This window comes from Rheinheimera texasensis DSM 17496 (genome assembly GCF_000711985.1).
Taxonomy (GTDB): Bacteria; Pseudomonadota; Gammaproteobacteria; order Enterobacterales; family Alteromonadaceae; genus Pararheinheimera; species Pararheinheimera texasensis.
Genome location: NZ_JONU01000007.1, coordinates 283,977 through 302,274 on the forward strand (window position 1 = coordinate 283,977; position 18,298 = coordinate 302,274).

At 52.2% G+C, this 18,298-nt stretch carries 12 protein-coding genes; 6 read left to right on the top strand and 6 right to left on the bottom strand.

Annotation, left to right across the window (positions count from 1 at the left end):
• Positions 1–30 precede the first annotated feature (30 nt).
• From Q399_RS0101330 to Q399_RS0101340, 3 genes are read left to right on the top strand one after another with little or no spacing between them, the layout of a single operon-like run.
• Positions 31–1,659, top strand: a complete 1,629-nt coding sequence (locus Q399_RS0101330) for a sodium:solute symporter (protein WP_084164036.1) — start codon at positions 31–33, stop codon at positions 1,657–1,659.
• Entirely contained in the window at positions 1,634–3,514 is a 1,881-nt protein-coding gene (murQ, locus tag Q399_RS21825) for an N-acetylmuramic acid 6-phosphate etherase (RefSeq protein ID WP_084164037.1), read from the top strand. The genes Q399_RS0101330 and murQ overlap by 26 nt, the downstream gene beginning before the upstream one ends.
• Complete coding sequence (locus Q399_RS0101340; protein WP_031564662.1) at positions 3,502–4,737, top strand: exo-beta-N-acetylmuramidase NamZ family protein; 1,236 nt, start codon at positions 3,502–3,504, stop codon at positions 4,735–4,737. The genes murQ and Q399_RS0101340 overlap by 13 nt, the downstream gene beginning before the upstream one ends.
• A 6-nt stretch (positions 4,738–4,743) precedes the next feature.
• On the opposite strand, the gene Q399_RS0101345 is transcribed toward Q399_RS0101340, so the two are convergent.
• Complete coding sequence (locus Q399_RS0101345; RefSeq protein ID WP_031564664.1) at positions 4,744–5,592, bottom strand: MurR/RpiR family transcriptional regulator; 849 nt, start codon at positions 5,590–5,592, stop codon at positions 4,744–4,746.
• A gap of 351 nt (positions 5,593–5,943) precedes the next feature.
• On the opposite strand from Q399_RS0101345, the gene Q399_RS0101350 reads away from it, so the two are divergent.
• Both Q399_RS0101350 and Q399_RS0101355 read left to right on the top strand, forming a co-directional pair.
• A complete protein-coding gene (locus tag Q399_RS0101350; RefSeq protein ID WP_031564666.1) occupies positions 5,944–6,831 on the top strand; it encodes an N-acetylmuramoyl-L-alanine amidase in 888 nt (295 codons plus the stop codon).
• A 54-nt stretch (positions 6,832–6,885) separates the two neighbouring features.
• On the top strand, positions 6,886–8,265 hold the full coding sequence (locus Q399_RS0101355) for a Na+/H+ antiporter NhaC family protein (protein WP_031564669.1): 1,380 nt from the start codon (positions 6,886–6,888) through the stop codon (positions 8,263–8,265).
• An 81-nt stretch (positions 8,266–8,346) separates the two neighbouring features.
• On the opposite strand, the gene Q399_RS0101360 is transcribed toward Q399_RS0101355, so the two are convergent.
• From Q399_RS0101360 to ppsA, 3 genes are all read right to left on the bottom strand, one after another.
• The gene (locus Q399_RS0101360; RefSeq protein WP_051685661.1) at positions 8,347–11,223 is read right to left on the bottom strand and encodes an FAD-binding and (Fe-S)-binding domain-containing protein; all 2,877 of its coding nucleotides are present in this window, start codon (positions 11,221–11,223) and stop codon (positions 8,347–8,349) included.
• Positions 11,224–11,324: 101 nt separating this feature from the next.
• Positions 11,325–12,281 carry an ADP-ribosylglycohydrolase family protein gene (locus tag Q399_RS0101365; RefSeq protein WP_031564673.1) on the bottom strand — a complete coding sequence of 319 codons (957 nt, stop codon included), beginning with the start codon at positions 12,279–12,281 and terminating at the stop codon, positions 11,325–11,327.
• A 192-nt stretch (positions 12,282–12,473) separates the two neighbouring features.
• A complete protein-coding gene (gene ppsA, locus Q399_RS0101370) occupies positions 12,474–14,849 on the bottom strand; it encodes a phosphoenolpyruvate synthase (protein ID WP_031564675.1) in 2,376 nt (791 codons plus the stop codon).
• Positions 14,850–14,987: 138 nt separating this feature from the next.
• Between ppsA and ppsR the strand changes: the two genes are divergently transcribed.
• Complete coding sequence (gene ppsR, locus Q399_RS0101375; RefSeq protein ID WP_031564677.1) at positions 14,988–15,797, top strand: posphoenolpyruvate synthetase regulatory kinase/phosphorylase PpsR; 810 nt, start codon at positions 14,988–14,990, stop codon at positions 15,795–15,797.
• 3 nt (positions 15,798–15,800) lie between these two features.
• Here ppsR and Q399_RS0101380 read toward each other — a convergent pair whose 3' ends face one another.
• The gene (locus tag Q399_RS0101380; protein WP_051685662.1) at positions 15,801–16,856 is read right to left on the bottom strand and encodes a 2-dehydropantoate 2-reductase; all 1,056 of its coding nucleotides are present in this window, start codon (positions 16,854–16,856) and stop codon (positions 15,801–15,803) included.
• A 16-nt stretch (positions 16,857–16,872) separates the two neighbouring features.
• Positions 16,873–18,222, bottom strand: coding sequence for a class II 3-deoxy-7-phosphoheptulonate synthase (locus Q399_RS0101385; RefSeq protein WP_031564682.1), 1,350 nt, complete (start codon positions 18,220–18,222; stop codon positions 16,873–16,875).
• Between the last annotated feature and the right edge of the window lie 76 nt (positions 18,223–18,298).

Below are 18,298 nucleotides of genomic sequence, written 5' to 3' on the forward strand. Positions count from 1 at the left end.
AGCTATAGCCGTAAAATCACAGGGGCATTCATGAATTCGGCTTTTCAGTCGGCAGACTGGAGTATCTTTGCCGGCTATTTTCTTTTGCTTGCGCTGACCGGCTGGTGGTTTAACCGCGGCAACATTAGCAGCAGCCGGGAGTTTTTTACCGGGAATGGCAAAATTCCAACCTGGGTTGTTGCCGTATCGGTGCTGGCGACAGCCCAATCTGCCGCGACATTTTTAGGTGCGCCGGATTATGCCTACCGCGGCGACCTGACCTATCTGACCACCAATCTTGGCGCTTTAGCAGCAGCGTTTTTTGTTGCCCATTTTCTACTGCCGAAATTTTACCAATATAAAGTCAGTACCGCTTATGCCTTGTTGCAACATCGTTTTGGTGAGCCAACCAAACGCCATGCCGGCTGGATGTACCTGATTGGCCGTTTATTTGCCAGTGGTGCCCGCCTGTACATGGCGGCAATTGCATTGTCGATGATCCTGTTCAGCGATATCGCCGCCGGTCATGTCCTCGGCGCTATCATGTTGCTGTGCATCGTCAGTTTTGCATATTCGACCTGGGGCGGTATCCGCTCAGTGATTTATGGCGATGCCATTCAATGCGCGGTCTATGTCGGCGCTGCTGTGCTGGTATTTGGCTATTTATACTGGCAATTACCGGGCGACAGCAGTCAGATCTGGCAGTCATTGCAAACACCGGCCGATGGTAGCGCCAGTAAATTACGTTTGCTGGATTTTGGCACAGATCTGAGCCCGGCCGGCGCCTTTAATTTACTATCTACTTTTACCGGCTTCTTTTTGCTGTTTATCGCCTCTTTTGGTCTGGATCAGGATTTAACCCAACGTGCTTTATCCTGTCGCGACGCCCGCCAGGGTACCTGGGCACTGGTTGGCTCGGTGCTGTTAGTCGTGCCAGTGGTCATGGTGCTGTTAGGGATTGGTTTATTACTGTTTTTGTTTTATCGGGACCCGGCATTTAGCAGTATTCAGGGCGCTGCGCCAACAAGCCGCTTTGCCGGTGAAACCATTACGGTGTTTATGTTCTATGTACTGCATGAATTACCCACTGGTTTACGCGGGTTGGTCACAGTCGGTGTAATAGCGGCCGCAGTGTCGACACTGACATCTGGCCTCAATTCAATGGCGTCAGTGTTGATGGAAGATATGCTGAAACCCCGCTTGGGTGCACGTTTATCGGCCACCAACGAAGTGCCACTGGCGCGCGCCTTTATGCTTGTTTTGATGCTGGCGCTGGGTGCTATGGCAATGTTGTGTTTTTACTGGCAACAGTTCAGTGATACACCGCTACTGGCCTTTGCCCTTGGGGTAATGGTGTTCTCGTACAGTGGTTTACTGGCAGTATTTGCGGTTGCGCTGTTTAGCCAGCGGGGCAATACCCGCAGCTGCGCCCTCGCTTTGCTCACTGGTTTTGTCGTCGCAGCATTGCAGCAGCCCTATCTGCAAAAGTGGTATCTACCAGCAGCGTGGCAGTTTGATTTGGCTTTTACCTGGCAACTTTGTATCGGGTTTATGCTGGCGGCGCTGGTGGCATTAAGCGGTAAGCCACAGCCGGTTGCCAGTAGGCCTGAACCGCCGGCAGCTTTAGTTATGCAGCGCTCTGATGAGGTGACTGATGTCTATGTATCTGCTCGGAATTGACGGCGGTGGCAGCAAAACGCTGGCCCTGCTGTGTGATGCGCAAGGCGCAGAGCTGGCGCAAGCCAGTAGCGGTCCGGCGCATCTGACCAACGATTTGGCCGGTGCCTGCGAGACAGTCATCAAGCTTGTCAGTAGCATCCTGCAAACCACACAGTTGACATCAACCCAGGTCGTGCTGGTCGTCGGCATTGCCGGTGCCGGAGATGACCGCTTAAAACAGCATTTCATCAGTGCGTTAAAACCAGAGCAATTTGCTGCCTGTTATGTCACCACCGATGCTAAAACCTCGTTACATGGCGCCAATGGCGGCGCGCCGGTAGTCGCTATTGCGCTGGGCACAGGATCTGTAGCGATGCGGCTGGACCAAAGCCAGCAAGAGCAGCAAGTTGGTGGCTGGGGATTTAGTATTGGTGACGAAGGCGGCGGCGCCGCCATGGGAAAAGCGGCAGTACGCGCCGCCTTGTGGGAGCAGGATTGCCATCCCGAAAGTTACTCAAAACTCGCGCAGTATATTTTTTCCATCATAGGCCAGGATAAAACAACGATGCTGACCTGGTTGCGTCAAGCCAATGCCAACCAATATGCCGCGTTCGCGCCAACAGTGATTGAATTGGCCGGTAGTTGCCCGGCAGCGCTTGGAGTGTTGCATAAACATGCTGCCGACGTGGAGCTGCTGATTAAAGCAACACGCGCTGATACTGATTTACCTGTGGTGGTACTCGGCGGCCTGGCCGCTGCGACTGTGCCCTATTTGTCCGAGCGGGTGCGCAGTTGGTGTCAAAGCGCTAAAGCGGATAGCGTACGGGGCGCCGTTTTAATCGCCCGGCAACTGGCCGGGGCTGTGACAAAACCTCCCCAACCGTTAAAAACGCAGGCGTTTGCTGGTAAAGACGACCAGGCCATTGCGCTGGCGCGTCAGCTGAGTCAATTGCCGACCGAATCGCGCAATGCAACCCGGCTTGATTTAGCAGGTTTACCAACCGAAGCTTTGCTAAAAACACTGAATCAGGCCGACCAAACCGTGCCACAAGCTGTTGCACTTGCGATTCCCCCGCTGGCACAACTGGTCGACAAAATCGTCTCTGCTTTTGCAGAAGGCGGCAGGCTGATTTATCTCGGTGCAGGCACCAGCGGGCGTTTAGGTGTGCTGGACGCCGTGGAATGTCCGCCAACTTTTAGTATTGGACCAGAGCAAGTAATGGGTCTTATCGCTGGCGGCCATAGTGCGATGTTTCGCGCCAAAGAAGGTGCGGAAGACGATGCCGCGTTGGCGGTTGCCGATCTCGCAGCGATAAATCTCTGTACCAAAGATGTGCTTGTAGGTATCGCAGCCAGCGGCCGCACGCCTTATGTCATCGCTGGTTTGCGTTATGCGCGGGAGCTGGGAGCTTTAACTGCAGGTATCAGCTGCAATCCGGCCACTGAAGTTTTAAGCTGCGCAGACATAGCGATTTGTGCGCCAGTCGGGCCTGAAGTGTTAAGCGGTTCGACCCGATTGAAAGCCGGCACAGCACAGAAGCTGATGCTGAACATGATTTCCACAGCGGCTATGGTGCGAAGCGGTAAGGTCTATCAGGACCTGATGGTCGACCTGCATGCCAGCAATGCCAAATTAAAAGCAAGAGCACTGAATATCATCCGTCAGGCCACTGAATGCAGTCTGGAGGATGCCAGCTGTTTGCTACAGCAGGCCGATCAAAATGTCAAACTGGCTATTTTGCTGTATCACTGTGTACCGACGCATCGCGCTATGACGGCTGATGATGTGCAGGCCGCCCGGCTGCTACTGCAGCAAAACCAGGGCCATCTGGCGCAGGCAATTGCAGGAGTTAAGGCGACAGCATGTCCGGCATAAACACTTTGCCATTCGTTCTGATGTTGGCCGGTATGTTGGCCTGCGCAGCAGTAGCTGGCGAAGCAAACCGGGTAACGACACAAAGTTGCTTTGCCGACCCAACCACCATGGTCAGCGACCTCTCTGCCCGGGTTGGTGCATCGCAACTTAAACAAAGGCAAGCCGAACTCCGGGGCAAACGTCTTGGGCTGGTGGTGAATCAGAGCTCGCGGCTGGGTCATTGTCATCTGGTTGATGTGCTGGATGAACTGGGCCTGCAAGTTACGGTGATATTTACGCCTGAACATGGTTTTCGCGGCGATGCGGACGCCGGTGCTGCGGTGGCCGACAGTCGTGATCAGCACAGTGGTGTACCGATTTATTCGTTATATGGTGCGCAAAAAGCCCCAAGCCCGACTCAACTTGCACGGGTTGATCTGATACTGTTTGATTTACAGGATGTCGGCACCCGCTTTTACACCTATTTGTCGACCTTACATTATGTGATGCAGGCTGCAGCAAGCGCAAAAATACCACTGTGGTTACTGGACAGACCCAACCCCAATGGCCGCTGGCTGGATGGCCCGCTGTTACAAGCAGAATTCAGCTCTTTTGTTGGCTTGCATCCCATTCCACTGCTGCACGGCATGACACTGGGCGAATTGGCGTTGATGATCAAAGGCGAAGCCTGGATCAGTAACAGCAACGCTTTAACGCTGACTGTTTTACCGATCGCCAACTACCGGCGTGATCTGCCTTACGATTTACCGGTGCCCCCCAGCCCGAACTTACCGAACCGGCAGTCAATCGCCTGGTATCCAACCCTGGCGTTGTTTGAAGGCACTTCGGTGTCTGTCGGCCGCGGCACCGCCTGGCCTTTCCAGCTGGCAGGCCACCCGCTTTTGCTGGAGAATCCGGCGACTTGGGCGCTGACACCGGTCAGTACCCCAGGCGCAGCGCTTAATCCGCCCTGGCGCGATTCGCTTATTGGCGCTGAAGATTTCAGAGCTGAATTACCTGAGCATGGACTTATGGTGGAAGTCTGGCTGGCCTGGCAAACACGGTTTAAAGCCAAAGGCATGACTTTGATTGATAAGCCGGCGTTTTTTGACAAACTGGCTGGGACAGATCAGCTACGGCAGCAACTTGAGCAACAGCAAACTGCAGCGCAAATTCGCCAAAGCTGGAAAGAAGGCTTAGCGTCTTTTGCACGCCGCCGTGCGCCCTACTTGCTTTATCCCTGAACAGTCTTATCGCGAGCGGTAAAACTGGGCTACCGCCTGATTGGATTTTTCCATTAGGGTACGGCCAGTTTTTGAAGCCTGTGTCAGACCAATAAACAACAAATCAATGACGTATTCCTGCGCGGTGCGCGCCAGGATCGATGATAGACGTGCAGATTCTTCGTCAGTCGCCATATAAAGCTGCAAATGAGCATGGTCCCCAACCGGAGACTGACCATAACGGGTCAGACTCATCACCATGGCCTGATTGGCACGGGCCTGCCGGCTAATTTCAACAATTTCGCGGGTATTGCCGGATTGGCTGATAGCAAATAACAAATCGCCTTTACCAAGAGTAGCCACACCAGCAAGCTGCACATGGCTGTCGTTTTCGGCCATGGCACAAAAGCCAAGTTTCTGCAGTTTGTAAGCAAAATCTTTGGCGACCAGTGCAGATGCGCCAATACCGCTGATATGAATGCGGTGCGCGTCGCGGAGCATTTGTACTGCCTGCTCCACCAGCTCCGCGCTGTTTAATGTCGCTGTCGAATTTAACACGGCAATTTTACTGGCCAGTAATTTGTCGCTGACTTGCTGCAGGTTGTCACTGAGCACTATTTTGCCGTGCAACGCCGTATTGTCAGGTTCTGATAACACTGATTCATTGAGGGCAAATTTAAAATCCGGATAACCGCGATAACCCAGTTTTTGGGTGAACTTCACCACACTGCTCTGACTGACGCCAACAGCACCCGCCAGATTCTGTGACGATAGCTCCCGGATCAACGCCGGAGATTTCAGCACAAAATCAGCAATTTTTAACTCATTGGCTGACAAAGTATCTTTGATCGAGCGGATTTTGACTAAACAGGACATTCTGGTGGTTTTCCTTTAAAGTGCTGTTTACCTTTTTGCACTGAAAATATTACAGCGCAAGACCGTGGTAAAGTATTTTCTTAGTATCGGTTCTGTTTCAAGGAAAACCGGCCAGTTATGATGAATGACTTATGCCGAAAATTTGGGATAAAATTAGAAACATTCGGCTTAGCCCTCAAAATATCGGGCAGAAGTGCTGCAATAGTGAAATTATAGCCCGTAATATATTATTCCTCAATTGTATCAAATGATGAATATTTGTGCTAATTAATAGCCATTCAACAGCATAGACCGGAGCGGTTCAGCGTGTTTTTTCCGAAGTTAACAAACCACCTTTTGGCTTATCGAGCAATGCTATTGGGCTCACTGCTGTTGCTGCTAAGTTGCAGTCAGACCAGCCCGGTGGCAATCAATACCGAGCACCAGTCGGTAAACCGCAACGAGCGGGTGCGGCTGCTGGTACTGCATTACACTGCCATCAACTGGCAGCAATCTTTAAAGGCCCTGACGCAACCGAGTGCCTCTGCCGTCAGTGCCCATTATCTGATCCCGGAAAGCTTTGACCCGACCTACCCGGCGGATCAGCCTCTGCAGGTGTATCAACTGGTGCCGGAATCACAAAGAGCCTGGCATGCCGGCGCCAGTCGCTGGGAAGATCGCAGCGCGCTCAATGACCAGTCGATTGGCATCGAGCTGGTGAATCTTGGCTGGTGCTATCAACGCAAAGTACCGCTGGCGCAACCAGCGCAGAACGAACTTTGCCTGACCCCAGATTTTGACCCGGCGCAATTGCAGCTGCTGGCGACATTATTAAAAGATATTCTGGCGAGAAACCCGGAAATAAGTCCCACCCGAGTCGTCGCGCACAGTGACATCGCACCATCGCGCAAACAAGATCCAGGCCCGCGTTTTCCCTGGCAATGGCTGGCGCAGCAAGGTATTGGTGCCTGGTATGACAATCCAACGTTGCTGAAATACTGGCAAGGCATGTCGTCTCTGCCTGACGTGCATTTAGTGCAGCGTGCTTTACAACGCTACGGTTATGGCATTGAGGTAAATGGAGTTTGGGATGACGCCAGCCGTCAAGTCCTGCTGGCTTTTCAACGGCATTTTGTGCCCAATCGCGTCAGTGGCGAGTTAGATATTGAAACCTGTGCTGTGCTTTGGGCCTTGCTGGAAAAGTATTTTCCTGACAGTCTGACCGGACCTGATAATCTGGCACTGACCCTACAAGAATAGTCGTTGGTCCTAATATAAAATTGGTTGAATCGAGGTGTGCTTTTGGCTGAATGGATGACGTTAATTCCCGCAGTAGTTGCAATTGCTGTAGTACTGTGGCGTAAAGAGGTAATAGTAGCGTTAGTTTTATCGTTATTCAGCGCGGAACTTCTGCTGCTAATCAAAGGTGGCAGTTCGTTGGTGGGCGCATCCACTCTTGGTGCAGTGAATACACTCGAAGCCATGACTAATGTACTGACAGATCCGGGCAATGCCCGCCTGTTGCTGTTCGCCTTGATGGTTGGCGCTTTGATGGCCTATATGCGGTATTCCGGTGGCGTCGCGGCACTGGTCACCAGTCTGGTAAATCGGGGGGTGGCCAAAACTGCCCGGCAGAGTAAGTTGCTCGCGTTTTTTACCGGGGTGGTAATTTTTATTGAATCCAATTTGTCTGTGCTGACTGCCGGTATATTATCGCGTGGTTTGTTTGATAAATTTAAAATCAGCCGCGCCGAACTGGCCTACATCATCGACAGTACCAGTGCGCCCATCTGTATTCTGATCTTACTCAATGGCTGGGGTGCATATGTACTCGGCCTAATCACGCCGTACGCAATGCAAGACAATCCGGTGTCGGTATTGATGGCGACCATTCCATTGAACTTCTATGCGATTTTTACCTTGCTGCTGGTACTGTTTACCATTTGGACGGGCCGGCATTTAGGGCCTATGCGTCATGCCAACATGCAACTGAACAAAATCGACGGTCACGACGAGCAGGAAGTAGCCCCGACCAAAGCGCGTTTTATGCTGGTGCCTTTGCTGACGATGATTGTCGGTATGGTTGGTTTTATGCTGTGGACAGGCAACGGCGATTTAGCGCAGGGTTCTGGTTCTAAATCCGTGTTGTATGCCACAACTTTGAGCTGTGTGGTGGCTTATCTGATGTTGTTGCTCAGCAAACAATATAATCATCAACAACTGGTTAATATTGGCTTTAAAGGCATGAGCGAATTGCTCGGGCTGGTCAGTATTTTGCTGCTGGCGCTGGCACTTGGCCAAAGTCTGAAAAACCTGGGCACGGGCTTGTATATTTCTGGCCTGGTTGCCGAATCCTTACCGTTGTGGTTAGTTCCGGCCATGTTGTTTTTAGCTGGCGCGCTCATCTCATTCACTACCGGCACTTCATGGGGCACATTTGCTATTTTGATCCCCATCGGTATGCCGTTAGTGGTCAATCTGGGCTTGCCACCATCACTGGTGCTGGCTGCTATTCTGGGCGGCGGTGTGTTTGGCGACCACTGCTCTCCCATCTCAGATACCACTGCTGTCAGTGCTGTCGCCGCCGGCTGCGATTTACTCGAGCACACCCGTACCCAACTACCTTATGCGCTGATTTGTGCAGCATTGGCCCTTATTGGTTATTTGGTCTGTGGCGTTGTGATGATTGATTAACTGATTGTGGCTTGTAAAAAAAGCAGCCTCGCGCTGCTTTTTTTGCTGAAGGAAATACTGCTTCAGTGTTCGGTCAGAGCTTTATTGACCCGCTGGAGCCGATTGTTTATCCAGCAGCTGTAACAAGGATTGATACAGCAAATCACTATGGGCCGACAAGCCAATTTCACAGGTTCTGCTGGTGGAATATCCTCCCTGACAACCAGTGACTTGTGTTTTTAATGGTGACAGCGCTGCAGCGTTCAGTTCCGGTAGCTGAAAACCTTTGTCGCCGGCAAAACCGCAGCAATGGATGTCCTTTGGCACCACGACCTCTAAGCTCAGCAGCTCTGCCAGTTGTAACTGTAGGGGATCGGCCTGCATGCGCCGGCTGGAACAGGTTTGATGTAAGGCGATCCTTGCCGCTTTCGTCGTCACTTGTAATCGCGGCAACAAATATCGCAAAGCAAATCCGGCCGGTTCTAATAACTTCAATCCGATGTAACGCAGGTCCTTTTTCGCATCCTCAAGCAGCTTTTGCGTACAGGGGCTGGTATCCACCAATACCGGTAACTGGCCATGCCGGCTTTGTTGCCACAAGGCTGCCAGTAGCTGCGCAGATTTTGCTGTAGAAGCGTTAAACTGACCTTTACTCTGAAATGGCAGCCCACAACATTGGCTGGCAAGTGCCACAGGATAAGCAAAACGCAAACCGGCTTTGTCTGCCAGCGACCGGACAATTTCAGTCAGATTGCGTACGTCCGGATTGTCCGCTTGTGGCCCCATCACCCGGCTGACACAGCTTGGCACATAGATAAAATCCACTGCGTTGTCCGGATCCGGGCTTGCCAGCTCGCCCGCGCTGGCAGGCATGGTGTTCAGCCAGACTGGCAAACCATATGGATGCAGACGTTGCGTCAGACGTTGCAGCCGGCCTGTTCCAATCAGTCGGGCTGCAGCATTGCCTATCCCCAGACCGGTGGCGGCGACCTTGGTCACAGCAGCAAAATGTTGCGCAAGTGTCTGAGTGATTTTCCCTTCAGGTTTTGCGAGGCTACGGCTTTGCCGTGTTAAATCGCCGGTATTAATGCCAACCGGGCATTGCGTAGCACAGAGTCCACAGGCCGCACAGGTTTGCACCGCCTGATAATCATGATTTTGCATCAAATCCGCTGACAAGCTCGCCTGGCCTTCGTTATCCAGCGTGGCAAGAAAGCGGTTTGCCACAATACGCTGCCTGGGTGTCATGGTCAGATTTCTCGACGGACATACCCGCTCACAGAAACCGCATTCAATACAGGCGTCTATCAATGGGTTGCTGATGGGCAGCGGTTTTAAGTTTTGCAGATGAAGCAAAGGATCGTCATTGAGCAACACGCCCGGATTTAACACGCCTCGTGGGTCCAGCAGTTGCTTGATCCGCCGCATGGCGGCATAGGCTTTGTCACCCCATTCACGACGGACAAAAGGTGCCATATTACGGCCAGTGCCATGCTCAGCTTTCAACGACCCGTCAAAATCATCAACGACATGGCGAACGACAGCATCAATAAGCTGCTGATAACGATGCTTTTCCTCTGCCGTGCTAAAACCCTGCGCAAAAATAAAGTGCATGTTTCCGTCAAGCGCGTGACCATAGATGACGGCATCCTGATAACCGTGCGTATTGAGTAAATTGCGCAGGTCAGACAAAGCCTCTGTCAACCGGGCCACCGGATAACAGACATCTTCGATAAGCGCGGTCGTTCCGGCAGGCCTGGTCGCACCAACGGCAGGAAACACGCCTTTACGCACATTCCAATATTGCTGGCACAGCTCTTTGTCCATGCTAAACGGCAGACTGCGTGGGTCTTTGAATGCTATGATCGCCTGCTCAATCTGACCGATTTGGCGCTTTAGCACATCAACGCACTCTGCACCGGTTTGGAGCAGCAATGCAGTGACGCCTGGTTCGAGATCCGCAACAACTGCCGGCACACCGGCTTGATGTCGCACTGCCAAGAGCGCTTTGTCATCAAGCAGTTCACAGGCACCGACCACTTGACGCCCGAGTTTTGCTAACGATTGCACGGCCAGACCAGCGCTATGTAAATCCGGGAATAACATAAAGGCGCTGGCGCTTTCGTTATCCAGCTCAATAGTGCGCTGCGTTACTTCAGCAATAAAACCTAAGGTACCTTCAGAACCAATCATCAGGTGACAGAGCATTTGCAGCGGATCATCAAAATCCAGTAGCGCCCGCAGGCCATAGCCAGTGGTATTTTTCAGCTGATATTTGCGCCGGATGCGCTGACAAAGCAGCTCGTCACTGCGAATAGATTCTGCAACAGCACTAAGGTCGGCTAATAAAACAGCTTTCTGCCGGCGAAACGCCGCCACACTCAGTGGGTCTGCACTATCGAGCACTGTACCGTCGGCAAGTACCAGCTTCGTCGCCTGCAGCATCTGATAAGTATCGAGCGCATTCATACCCGAAGCGTTGTTGGCACAAATGCCACCAATAGTCGCACTGGCCAAAGAAGCCGGAACCGGGGCAATCATCCGGCCATAAGGCTGTAACAAAGCGTTGGCATCACCGCCGCGGACCATAGGGCCGCAACTTATGAATAAACCTTGTTGTTCAATACGATAGTGACTAAAACCCGAGCCAAGCTGCACTAGTACCTGATCTGTCAGTGTCTGGCCGGACAAACTGGTACCGGCAGCACGGAAGGTTAAGCCCAGCTGATAACGACTGGCAGCAGCGAGCAGCAGCTGGATTTGCTCAATGCTGTGAACTGTGACAATGAGTTGTGGGACCAGCTGATAAAAGCTGGCGTCGTGGCTTTTACTGACCAGATCTAAAGGATTGGTATTGAGTGCGCCATCAGGTAACAGTGGTTGGATACTGCGGATAAAATCAGCCATATCCTGCGTTTTTGTCGCCTTTTGCTGGTCATTGGACAGGGGCAAGCCCTGAACCACCTGTGGCTGCTGCATATCAGGCACCTGATATTTTATTCTTTGGTTACTAAATATACTTCAGTAATTATTCTAATGATAGCAGCCTACAGCAGCAAAGATGTCATTCCATGCCAATGTTAAGCAGCCTTATCAGGTGTCAGTTCTGTCAGATGTTGTGCCAATTGTTCAGCTTCGACCGGCCAAAATATGTCATCGCGCGGTTGTTCAACGCCGGTTACACCGTCTTGTGGCCGACAATTTTTTAATGCATCGCGCCATTCCTGCGGCACTTGCTCAATACCGCCGATAGCGCCAAACACAGCGGCAACAATCACCGCATTAGTGCCGGTATCACCACCTAAGCGGATGGTATCAACCAGTGCCTCGCCTAAGGATTTAGCGTACAGCAGCTGAAACAACAGATTCTGAAAGGCGGCTAAGGCCGGATTTTGCTGCCGAAGCTCGCTACTTCCCGGCATAAACAACGCCTGCGCAATGGCGGCACGGATCTGCGGGTCTGATTTAAGCTCCTGCGCCCAGGTTTCAACGTCCTGATACAAGGTGTCAGCATCACTGCCACTGTCGATGGCTTTGGCCAGTAACATCGCATAAAGCCCGCTAATTTCCTGCATCAGGACGGCATTTTGCGTCAAGGCAGTATCGGCCATTGCCCAGGCGGCAATTTGTGGCAGCGAAAAATGCACACCGAGAATACACAGTGGTGTTAACCGGGCTAAAGCATTAGCGCTAAAGTCCTGCTCATCGGGCCCGCCGACAATAGCGCGTTGCAACGAAGCGCCAAGCGCAAACGGCTCAGTACTGAGCCAATAACGATAAGCAGACAAGGCTTGTTCTTCTGAATAACTGCGGCAATATTGCAGCATTCGGGCCTGCAGCAACATCAGCTCACCTTCTTCGGTCGGCTGTCCGGCCAGCGTGTGCCATGGACCACAATCCTGCAGTTGCAACAGCTCGGCTGCGGGCTTACGTCTGAGTTCCGCCGGCTGGCAAAACTCAAACTGGGTGCCCAATGCATCGGCGGCTAAAGCCGCTGCCAGCGCGCCCTGCGCCCGTTGCAAAGTCGTTAAAGCCATGACACCTCCTGTATGCAATAAATCTGATGCACAGTCTGCAGGCTGAGCCGGTACATTGCAAGCTTCTGATTTTACAAAAGTCACTGTTGACAGGGCTTAGAGCGCATTTGTTGTTGGTGACTGTGTAAATAACCGACAAAAAAGCCAACCCAAAGGTTGGCTTTCAGATGACCCGACAGATCAGGTGGCTTTTCAGCCGCCGTATTTCTCCGCCAGATACAACCAGGTTTCAAGCACCGTGTCCGGGTTCAGCGATACAGAATCGATGCCCTGATCCATCAGCCAGGCGGCAAAATCTTCATGATCAGACGGTCCCTGGCCACAGATCCCGACATATTTGCCTTTGGCTTTGGCGGTTGAGATCGCCATTGACAACAGCTTTTTAATCGCTGGATTGCGCTCATCAAACAGATGGGCAATCAGGCCAGAGTCGCGGTCCAGACCCAAAGTCAGCTGGGTCAGGTCGTTAGAACCAATCGAGAAACCATCAAAGAATTCGAGGAATTCTTCTGCCAGCAGGCAATTCGACGGTAGCTCACACATCATGATGACTTTGAGGCCATTTTCGCCGCGTTTTAAGCCTTGCTCAGCCAATAAGCCAATCACCGCTTCGGCTTCACTTAAAGTGCGCACGAATGGGATCATGATTTCGACATTAGTCAGGCCCATGTCATTGCGCACGCGTTTTAACGCTTCACACTCCAGCGCAAAACAATCGCGGAAATCTTCCGAGATATACCGCGACGCGCCACGGAAACCAATCATCGGGTTCTCTTCGTGTGGCTCGTACTGGCGACCGCCGACCAGGTTGGCGTATTCGTTCGATTTAAAATCTGACATCCGCACTATTACGCGTTCCGGTGCAAAAGCAGCCGCCAGCGTGGAAATACCTTCGGTCAGCTTGGCGACGTAGAACTCTACCGGTGAGGCATAACCGGCCATCATTTCGTCGATTTGCGCTTTCACATCCGCCGGCTGCACGCTGTAGTTCAGCAGCGCTTTTGGATGCACACCAATCATCCGGTTGATGATAAATTCCAGGCGCGCCAGACCAATACCGGCATGCGGCAGTTTGGCAAATCCAAAAGCACGCTCCGGGTTGCCGACGTTCATCATGATTTTCATTTTCAGCGCCGGCATGCTGTCAACACGTGAAGTCACGACGTTAAACGGCAGAATAGCGTCGTAGACATAACCGGTATCACCTTCGGCACAGGACACCGTAACCTGCTGACCGGTTTTGACTTTTTCTGTGGCGTCGCCACAACCGACGACAGCCGGAATGCCGAGTTCACGGGCAATAATCGCGGCGTGACAAGTACGACCGCCACGGTTGGTGACAATGGCTGAAGCGCGTTTCATGATCGGTTCCCAGTCCGGGTCGGTCATGTCAGTGATGAGGACATCACCCGGCTGGATTTGGTCCATGTCAGCGATGCTGGCCAGCACTTTGGCCGTACCGGAACCGATTTTATGGCCGATAGCGCGGCCTTCAGTGACGACCGCGGCTGTGCCTTGCAACTGGTAACGTTCCATCGAGTTGCTGTCTTCACGCGAACGCACAGTTTCTGGTCGCGCCTGTACTATGTACAGCTTGCCGTCGATACCGTCTTTGGCCCATTCGATGTCCATCGGCCGGCCATAGTGTTTTTCGATGGTGATGGCCTGACGGGCTAATTCTTCCACTTCGGCGTCAGTAATCGAAAACTGGCGACGTTTGTCGGCGGCAACATCTTCAATCCGCACTTGTTTACCATGGCTGTGTTCGCCAGAATAAACCATCTGCACCAGCTTACTGCCTAAAGTGCGGCGCACAACTGCGGGGCGACCGGCGCTGACGGTTGGTTTGTGCACATAAAATTCGTCCGGGTTCACAGCACCCTGCACCACCATTTCGCCAAGGCCAAAGCTTGAGGTGATAAACACTACGTCTTCAAAACCGGATTCGGTATCGATAGAGAACATCACGCCGCTGGAAGCGCAATCAGAGCGCACCATGCGCTGTACACCGGCGGATAACGCCACGCCACGGTGGTCGTAGCCCTGGTGCACGCGATAAGAAATGGCGCGGTCATTAAATAATGAAGCGAATACGTGTTTGATGGCTTCGATCACATGCTCATAACCACGTACGTTTAAGAAGGTTTCCTGCTGACCGGCGAAAGACGCGTCCGGCATATCTTCGGCTGTGGCGCTGGAACGCACGGCAAAAGAAGCGTCGTTGCCCATACCGGCACAGAGCTCATCAAAAGCCTGACTGATGGCAGTTTCAAATTCTGGCTGGAACGGGGTATCAATGACCCACTGACGAATTTGCGCACCGGCTTTGGCCAGCGCCGTCACATCGTCGACATCCAGGCCGTCGAGCAGCTGATAAATCCGCTCGTTCACACCGCTTTGCTCTAGGAATTGGTTAAAGGCTTCAGCTGTGGTTGCAAAGCCACCCGGCACTTGCACACCGACGCCAGAAAGGTTACTGATCATCTCACCCAAAGAGGCATTTTTGCCTCCAACCCGCGGGACATCGTGCATGCCCAAATCCTGATACCAAACAACGAATTCTTGCACAGTATGTCTCCAATTTTTGTTGCAGGTTATGTAAGCTTACAGCGGCAGACACGTAAGCAAAATAATTCTACACTGCTGGCCGTCTAAATTAAAATGCTAATTTTTAATGAAAATTTATAACAACAAATGGGGTTTCTGATGCGTACAGCCTTTTATATCTCTGATGGTACGGGCATTACGTCCGAAGTGTTCGGACACGCGCTGTTATCGCTGTTTGAAGCCGAATTCGACCATGTCACTATCCCATTTGTCGAAACTGCACTGAAAGCCGAACAAGCCAAGCAACGTATTAACGATCGTTATAAAACTACCGGAGTGCGGCCTTTAGTGTTCCAAACCTTTGTCGACGAACAACTGCGTGCCATTATTAACAGTTCGGAAGGTGTTTGTTATGACTTCCTCAACGCTTTTGTCGAGCCGATGCAAAAAGAACTGGGCATACCGGCCAAACCCAAGACGCACCGTACTCACAGCATTCATGAAAAAACCTATGACTATCGCATCGACGCAGTGAACTACGCACTTGCCAATGACGATGGTGCCAATCTGAAAGATTATGCTAAGGCCGATATCATCTTAGTCGGCGTCAGCCGCAGTGGCAAAACGCCGACTTCGCTATATCTGGCTCTGCAGTACGGCATCAAAGCGGCAAATTACCCTTTTGTCGAAGAAGATATGGATTCGCTGCATTTACCGGCCGCGTTAAAGCCGCATCGCAACAAGCTTTTTGGCCTGACCATCACGCCAGAGCGTTTAAGCCAAATCCGCGAGCAGCGCCGGCCCAACAGCCGCTATTCGTCGCTGCGCCAATGCAAACTGGAACTGGATGAAGTGGAAAATCTTTATCACAAAGAGCGGATCCCGTATTTGAACTCCACAACTTTGTCGATTGAGGAGATCAGCGCCAAAATCATGGCGGAAACCGGCTTAAAACGGCAGAAATACTAAGACTCAGCTTAACTGTAGTTGCCGGCACAGCTGCAGCGGATCTGCACTATAAGTCAGGTCTTGTTGTTTTTGATGCACCAGGTCGACTATCGCCTGGTTCACCGCCGTGTTGATACCATGTTGCTTGCCAAGCTGTACCACGGCACCATTTAAAAAGGCAATTTCTGTGCGTCGGCCGCTGCTTAAATCGGCTGACATCGACAACCGCGCCTGTGGGTCAATCCGCAGCATTTTGGCCGCCACCCGGCGAAACAACCAGTCCGGCAGCCGCAAGACTAAAGGCAATAACGCCGGTTTTAATGCGGTGAATTGCCTTGGCGTCACTTGTTCACTAGCACAAACCGCCAGCCACTCCTGCATCGCAGCAGCAAGTAATAAACGCCAGTGTCGGTTCAGTAACTGTGCGCGCAGCGGTAAGCCGGACACAGCGTTTAACGCATTATTCAGATTTAACAGTAATTTGCCGTATTCCGCCGCTTTCATATCGTCCACAGCCTGTACATCGAGACCGCGGCTATAAAACACTTGCTGCAGATATTGCACCAAAGCCGCCTCAGAGGCTGGCCATAGCAAAGCCCCGCTGCTGCTCTGCAAAAACTGCCCGGGGGCGGGACTGACTACATTAAAAGGTACTATGGCACGCAGCACCGGGTTGTGTAGCTGCGATTGAATAATGTCGGTGATACCGATGCCGTTTTGCAGCGCAATAACCGGCACATCGGGGCGCAAATGCGGTTTGATTTGGTGTAACAACGCACTGAGTGCCGTGGCTTTGACAGCCAGCAGCACCACATCAGCTTCAATCAGACTAACAAAAGAGGTGTAAAACGCGACCGCAGAAACGCTCGCCTGATAATGCTCAGCGTCATGCTGCCAGCGCGCGGTCAGACCGTGAGCGGCCAGCTCCAGCCCCATATAGTCGCGGCCGAGCAACAGCAATTCCAAATCATCGTCTTGCGAGAGAATGGCACCTAAAAAACAGCCGATGCTACCTGCGCCGACAATGCCCACCCGGTACTTACGCCCACTGGTTTGCACTTTAGTTTGCAGGTCCTGCATCGGCTGTCCTTGGCTATTATTTACGCACGTTCCTGAGTGTATCCGCGATCAAAAACGCCAGTTCTAATACCTGATCGGCATTTAAGCGCGGATCACACTGGGTGAAATACCGTTGACTTAAATCATTTTCCGACAAGCCATAGGCGCCACCGGTGCATTCAGTGACGTGTTCACCGGTCATCTCCAGGTGGATACCGCCGGCATGTGAACCCTCAGCCTGATGCACCGCAAAGAAGTTACGGATCTCACGCAAAATAGCTTCAAAATCACGGGTTTTGTAATCGTTACTGGCTTTAACGGTGTTGCCGTGCATTGGATCCGAACTCCAGACCACTTTACGACCTTCGCGTTGTACCCGTCGCACTAAGGCTGGCAGTTTGTCTGCGAGCTTATCAGCGCCCATCCGGGTGATCAACGTCAGCCGGCCAGGGATATTGTCCGGGTTCAACTTGTCGATTAAGCGAATGAGGTCCAGCTCATCCATACCAGGGCCAATCTTGACACCTATCGGGTTATGGATACCACGGAAGAATTCGATGTGCGCGTGATCCAGTTGCCGCGTACGCTCACCTATCCACACCATATGGGCCGAGCAGTCGTACCAGAGCCCGGTTAACGAATCACGCCGCGTCAGTGCTTCTTCGTAATTGAGCAGCAAAGCTTCGTGCGAGGTGTATAACGTAGTTTCGCGGATAGAAGGCGAAGTCTGCGCACTGATGCCACAAATCTCCATAAACCGTAGTGCTTCCTGAATACGCTGGGCGATATCCTGGTAACGGCCTTTTAATGGGTTGCTTTCAACAAAGCCCATATTCCAGCGGCTAACCTGATGCAGGTCGGCAAGACCACCCTGGGCAAAAGCGCGCAACAGGTTCAGCGTCGCCGCACTGTGATGATATGCCGTCATTAGCCGGTTTGGATCTGGCTGACGCGCAGCTTCAGTAAACTCAAAACTGTTGACGATATCGCCGCGGTAACTTGGCAGACTGATGCCATCGATAGTCTCCAGATCGCTCGAGCGTGGCTTGGCATATTGGCCAGCCATGCGGGCGACTTTGACCACCGGGCAACTGCCGGCAAATGTCAGTACCACCGCCATCTGCAGCAAAACTTTAAAAGTGTCGCGGATCTTGGGCGCATTAAAGTTGCTAAAGCTCTCCGCACAATCGCCACCCTGCAACAAAAACGCATTGCCCTCGGCCACCTGGCCGAGCTGACTAAACAGATCACGGGTTTCCTGAGCAAAAACCAGCGGCGGATATTTGTGCAGCTGCTGCTCTACCGAGGCTAATAAAGCCTGATCTTCATAATGGGGTTGCTGTTGGATCGGAAATGCTCGCCAGCTTTGAGGCGTCCAGGTAGTCACTTTAAAATTCCTATGTCAGGTGTTTGTGGATGTTAATTTCACTTGGGTTATGGCTCCACCGCACAAGGTAAAGGCA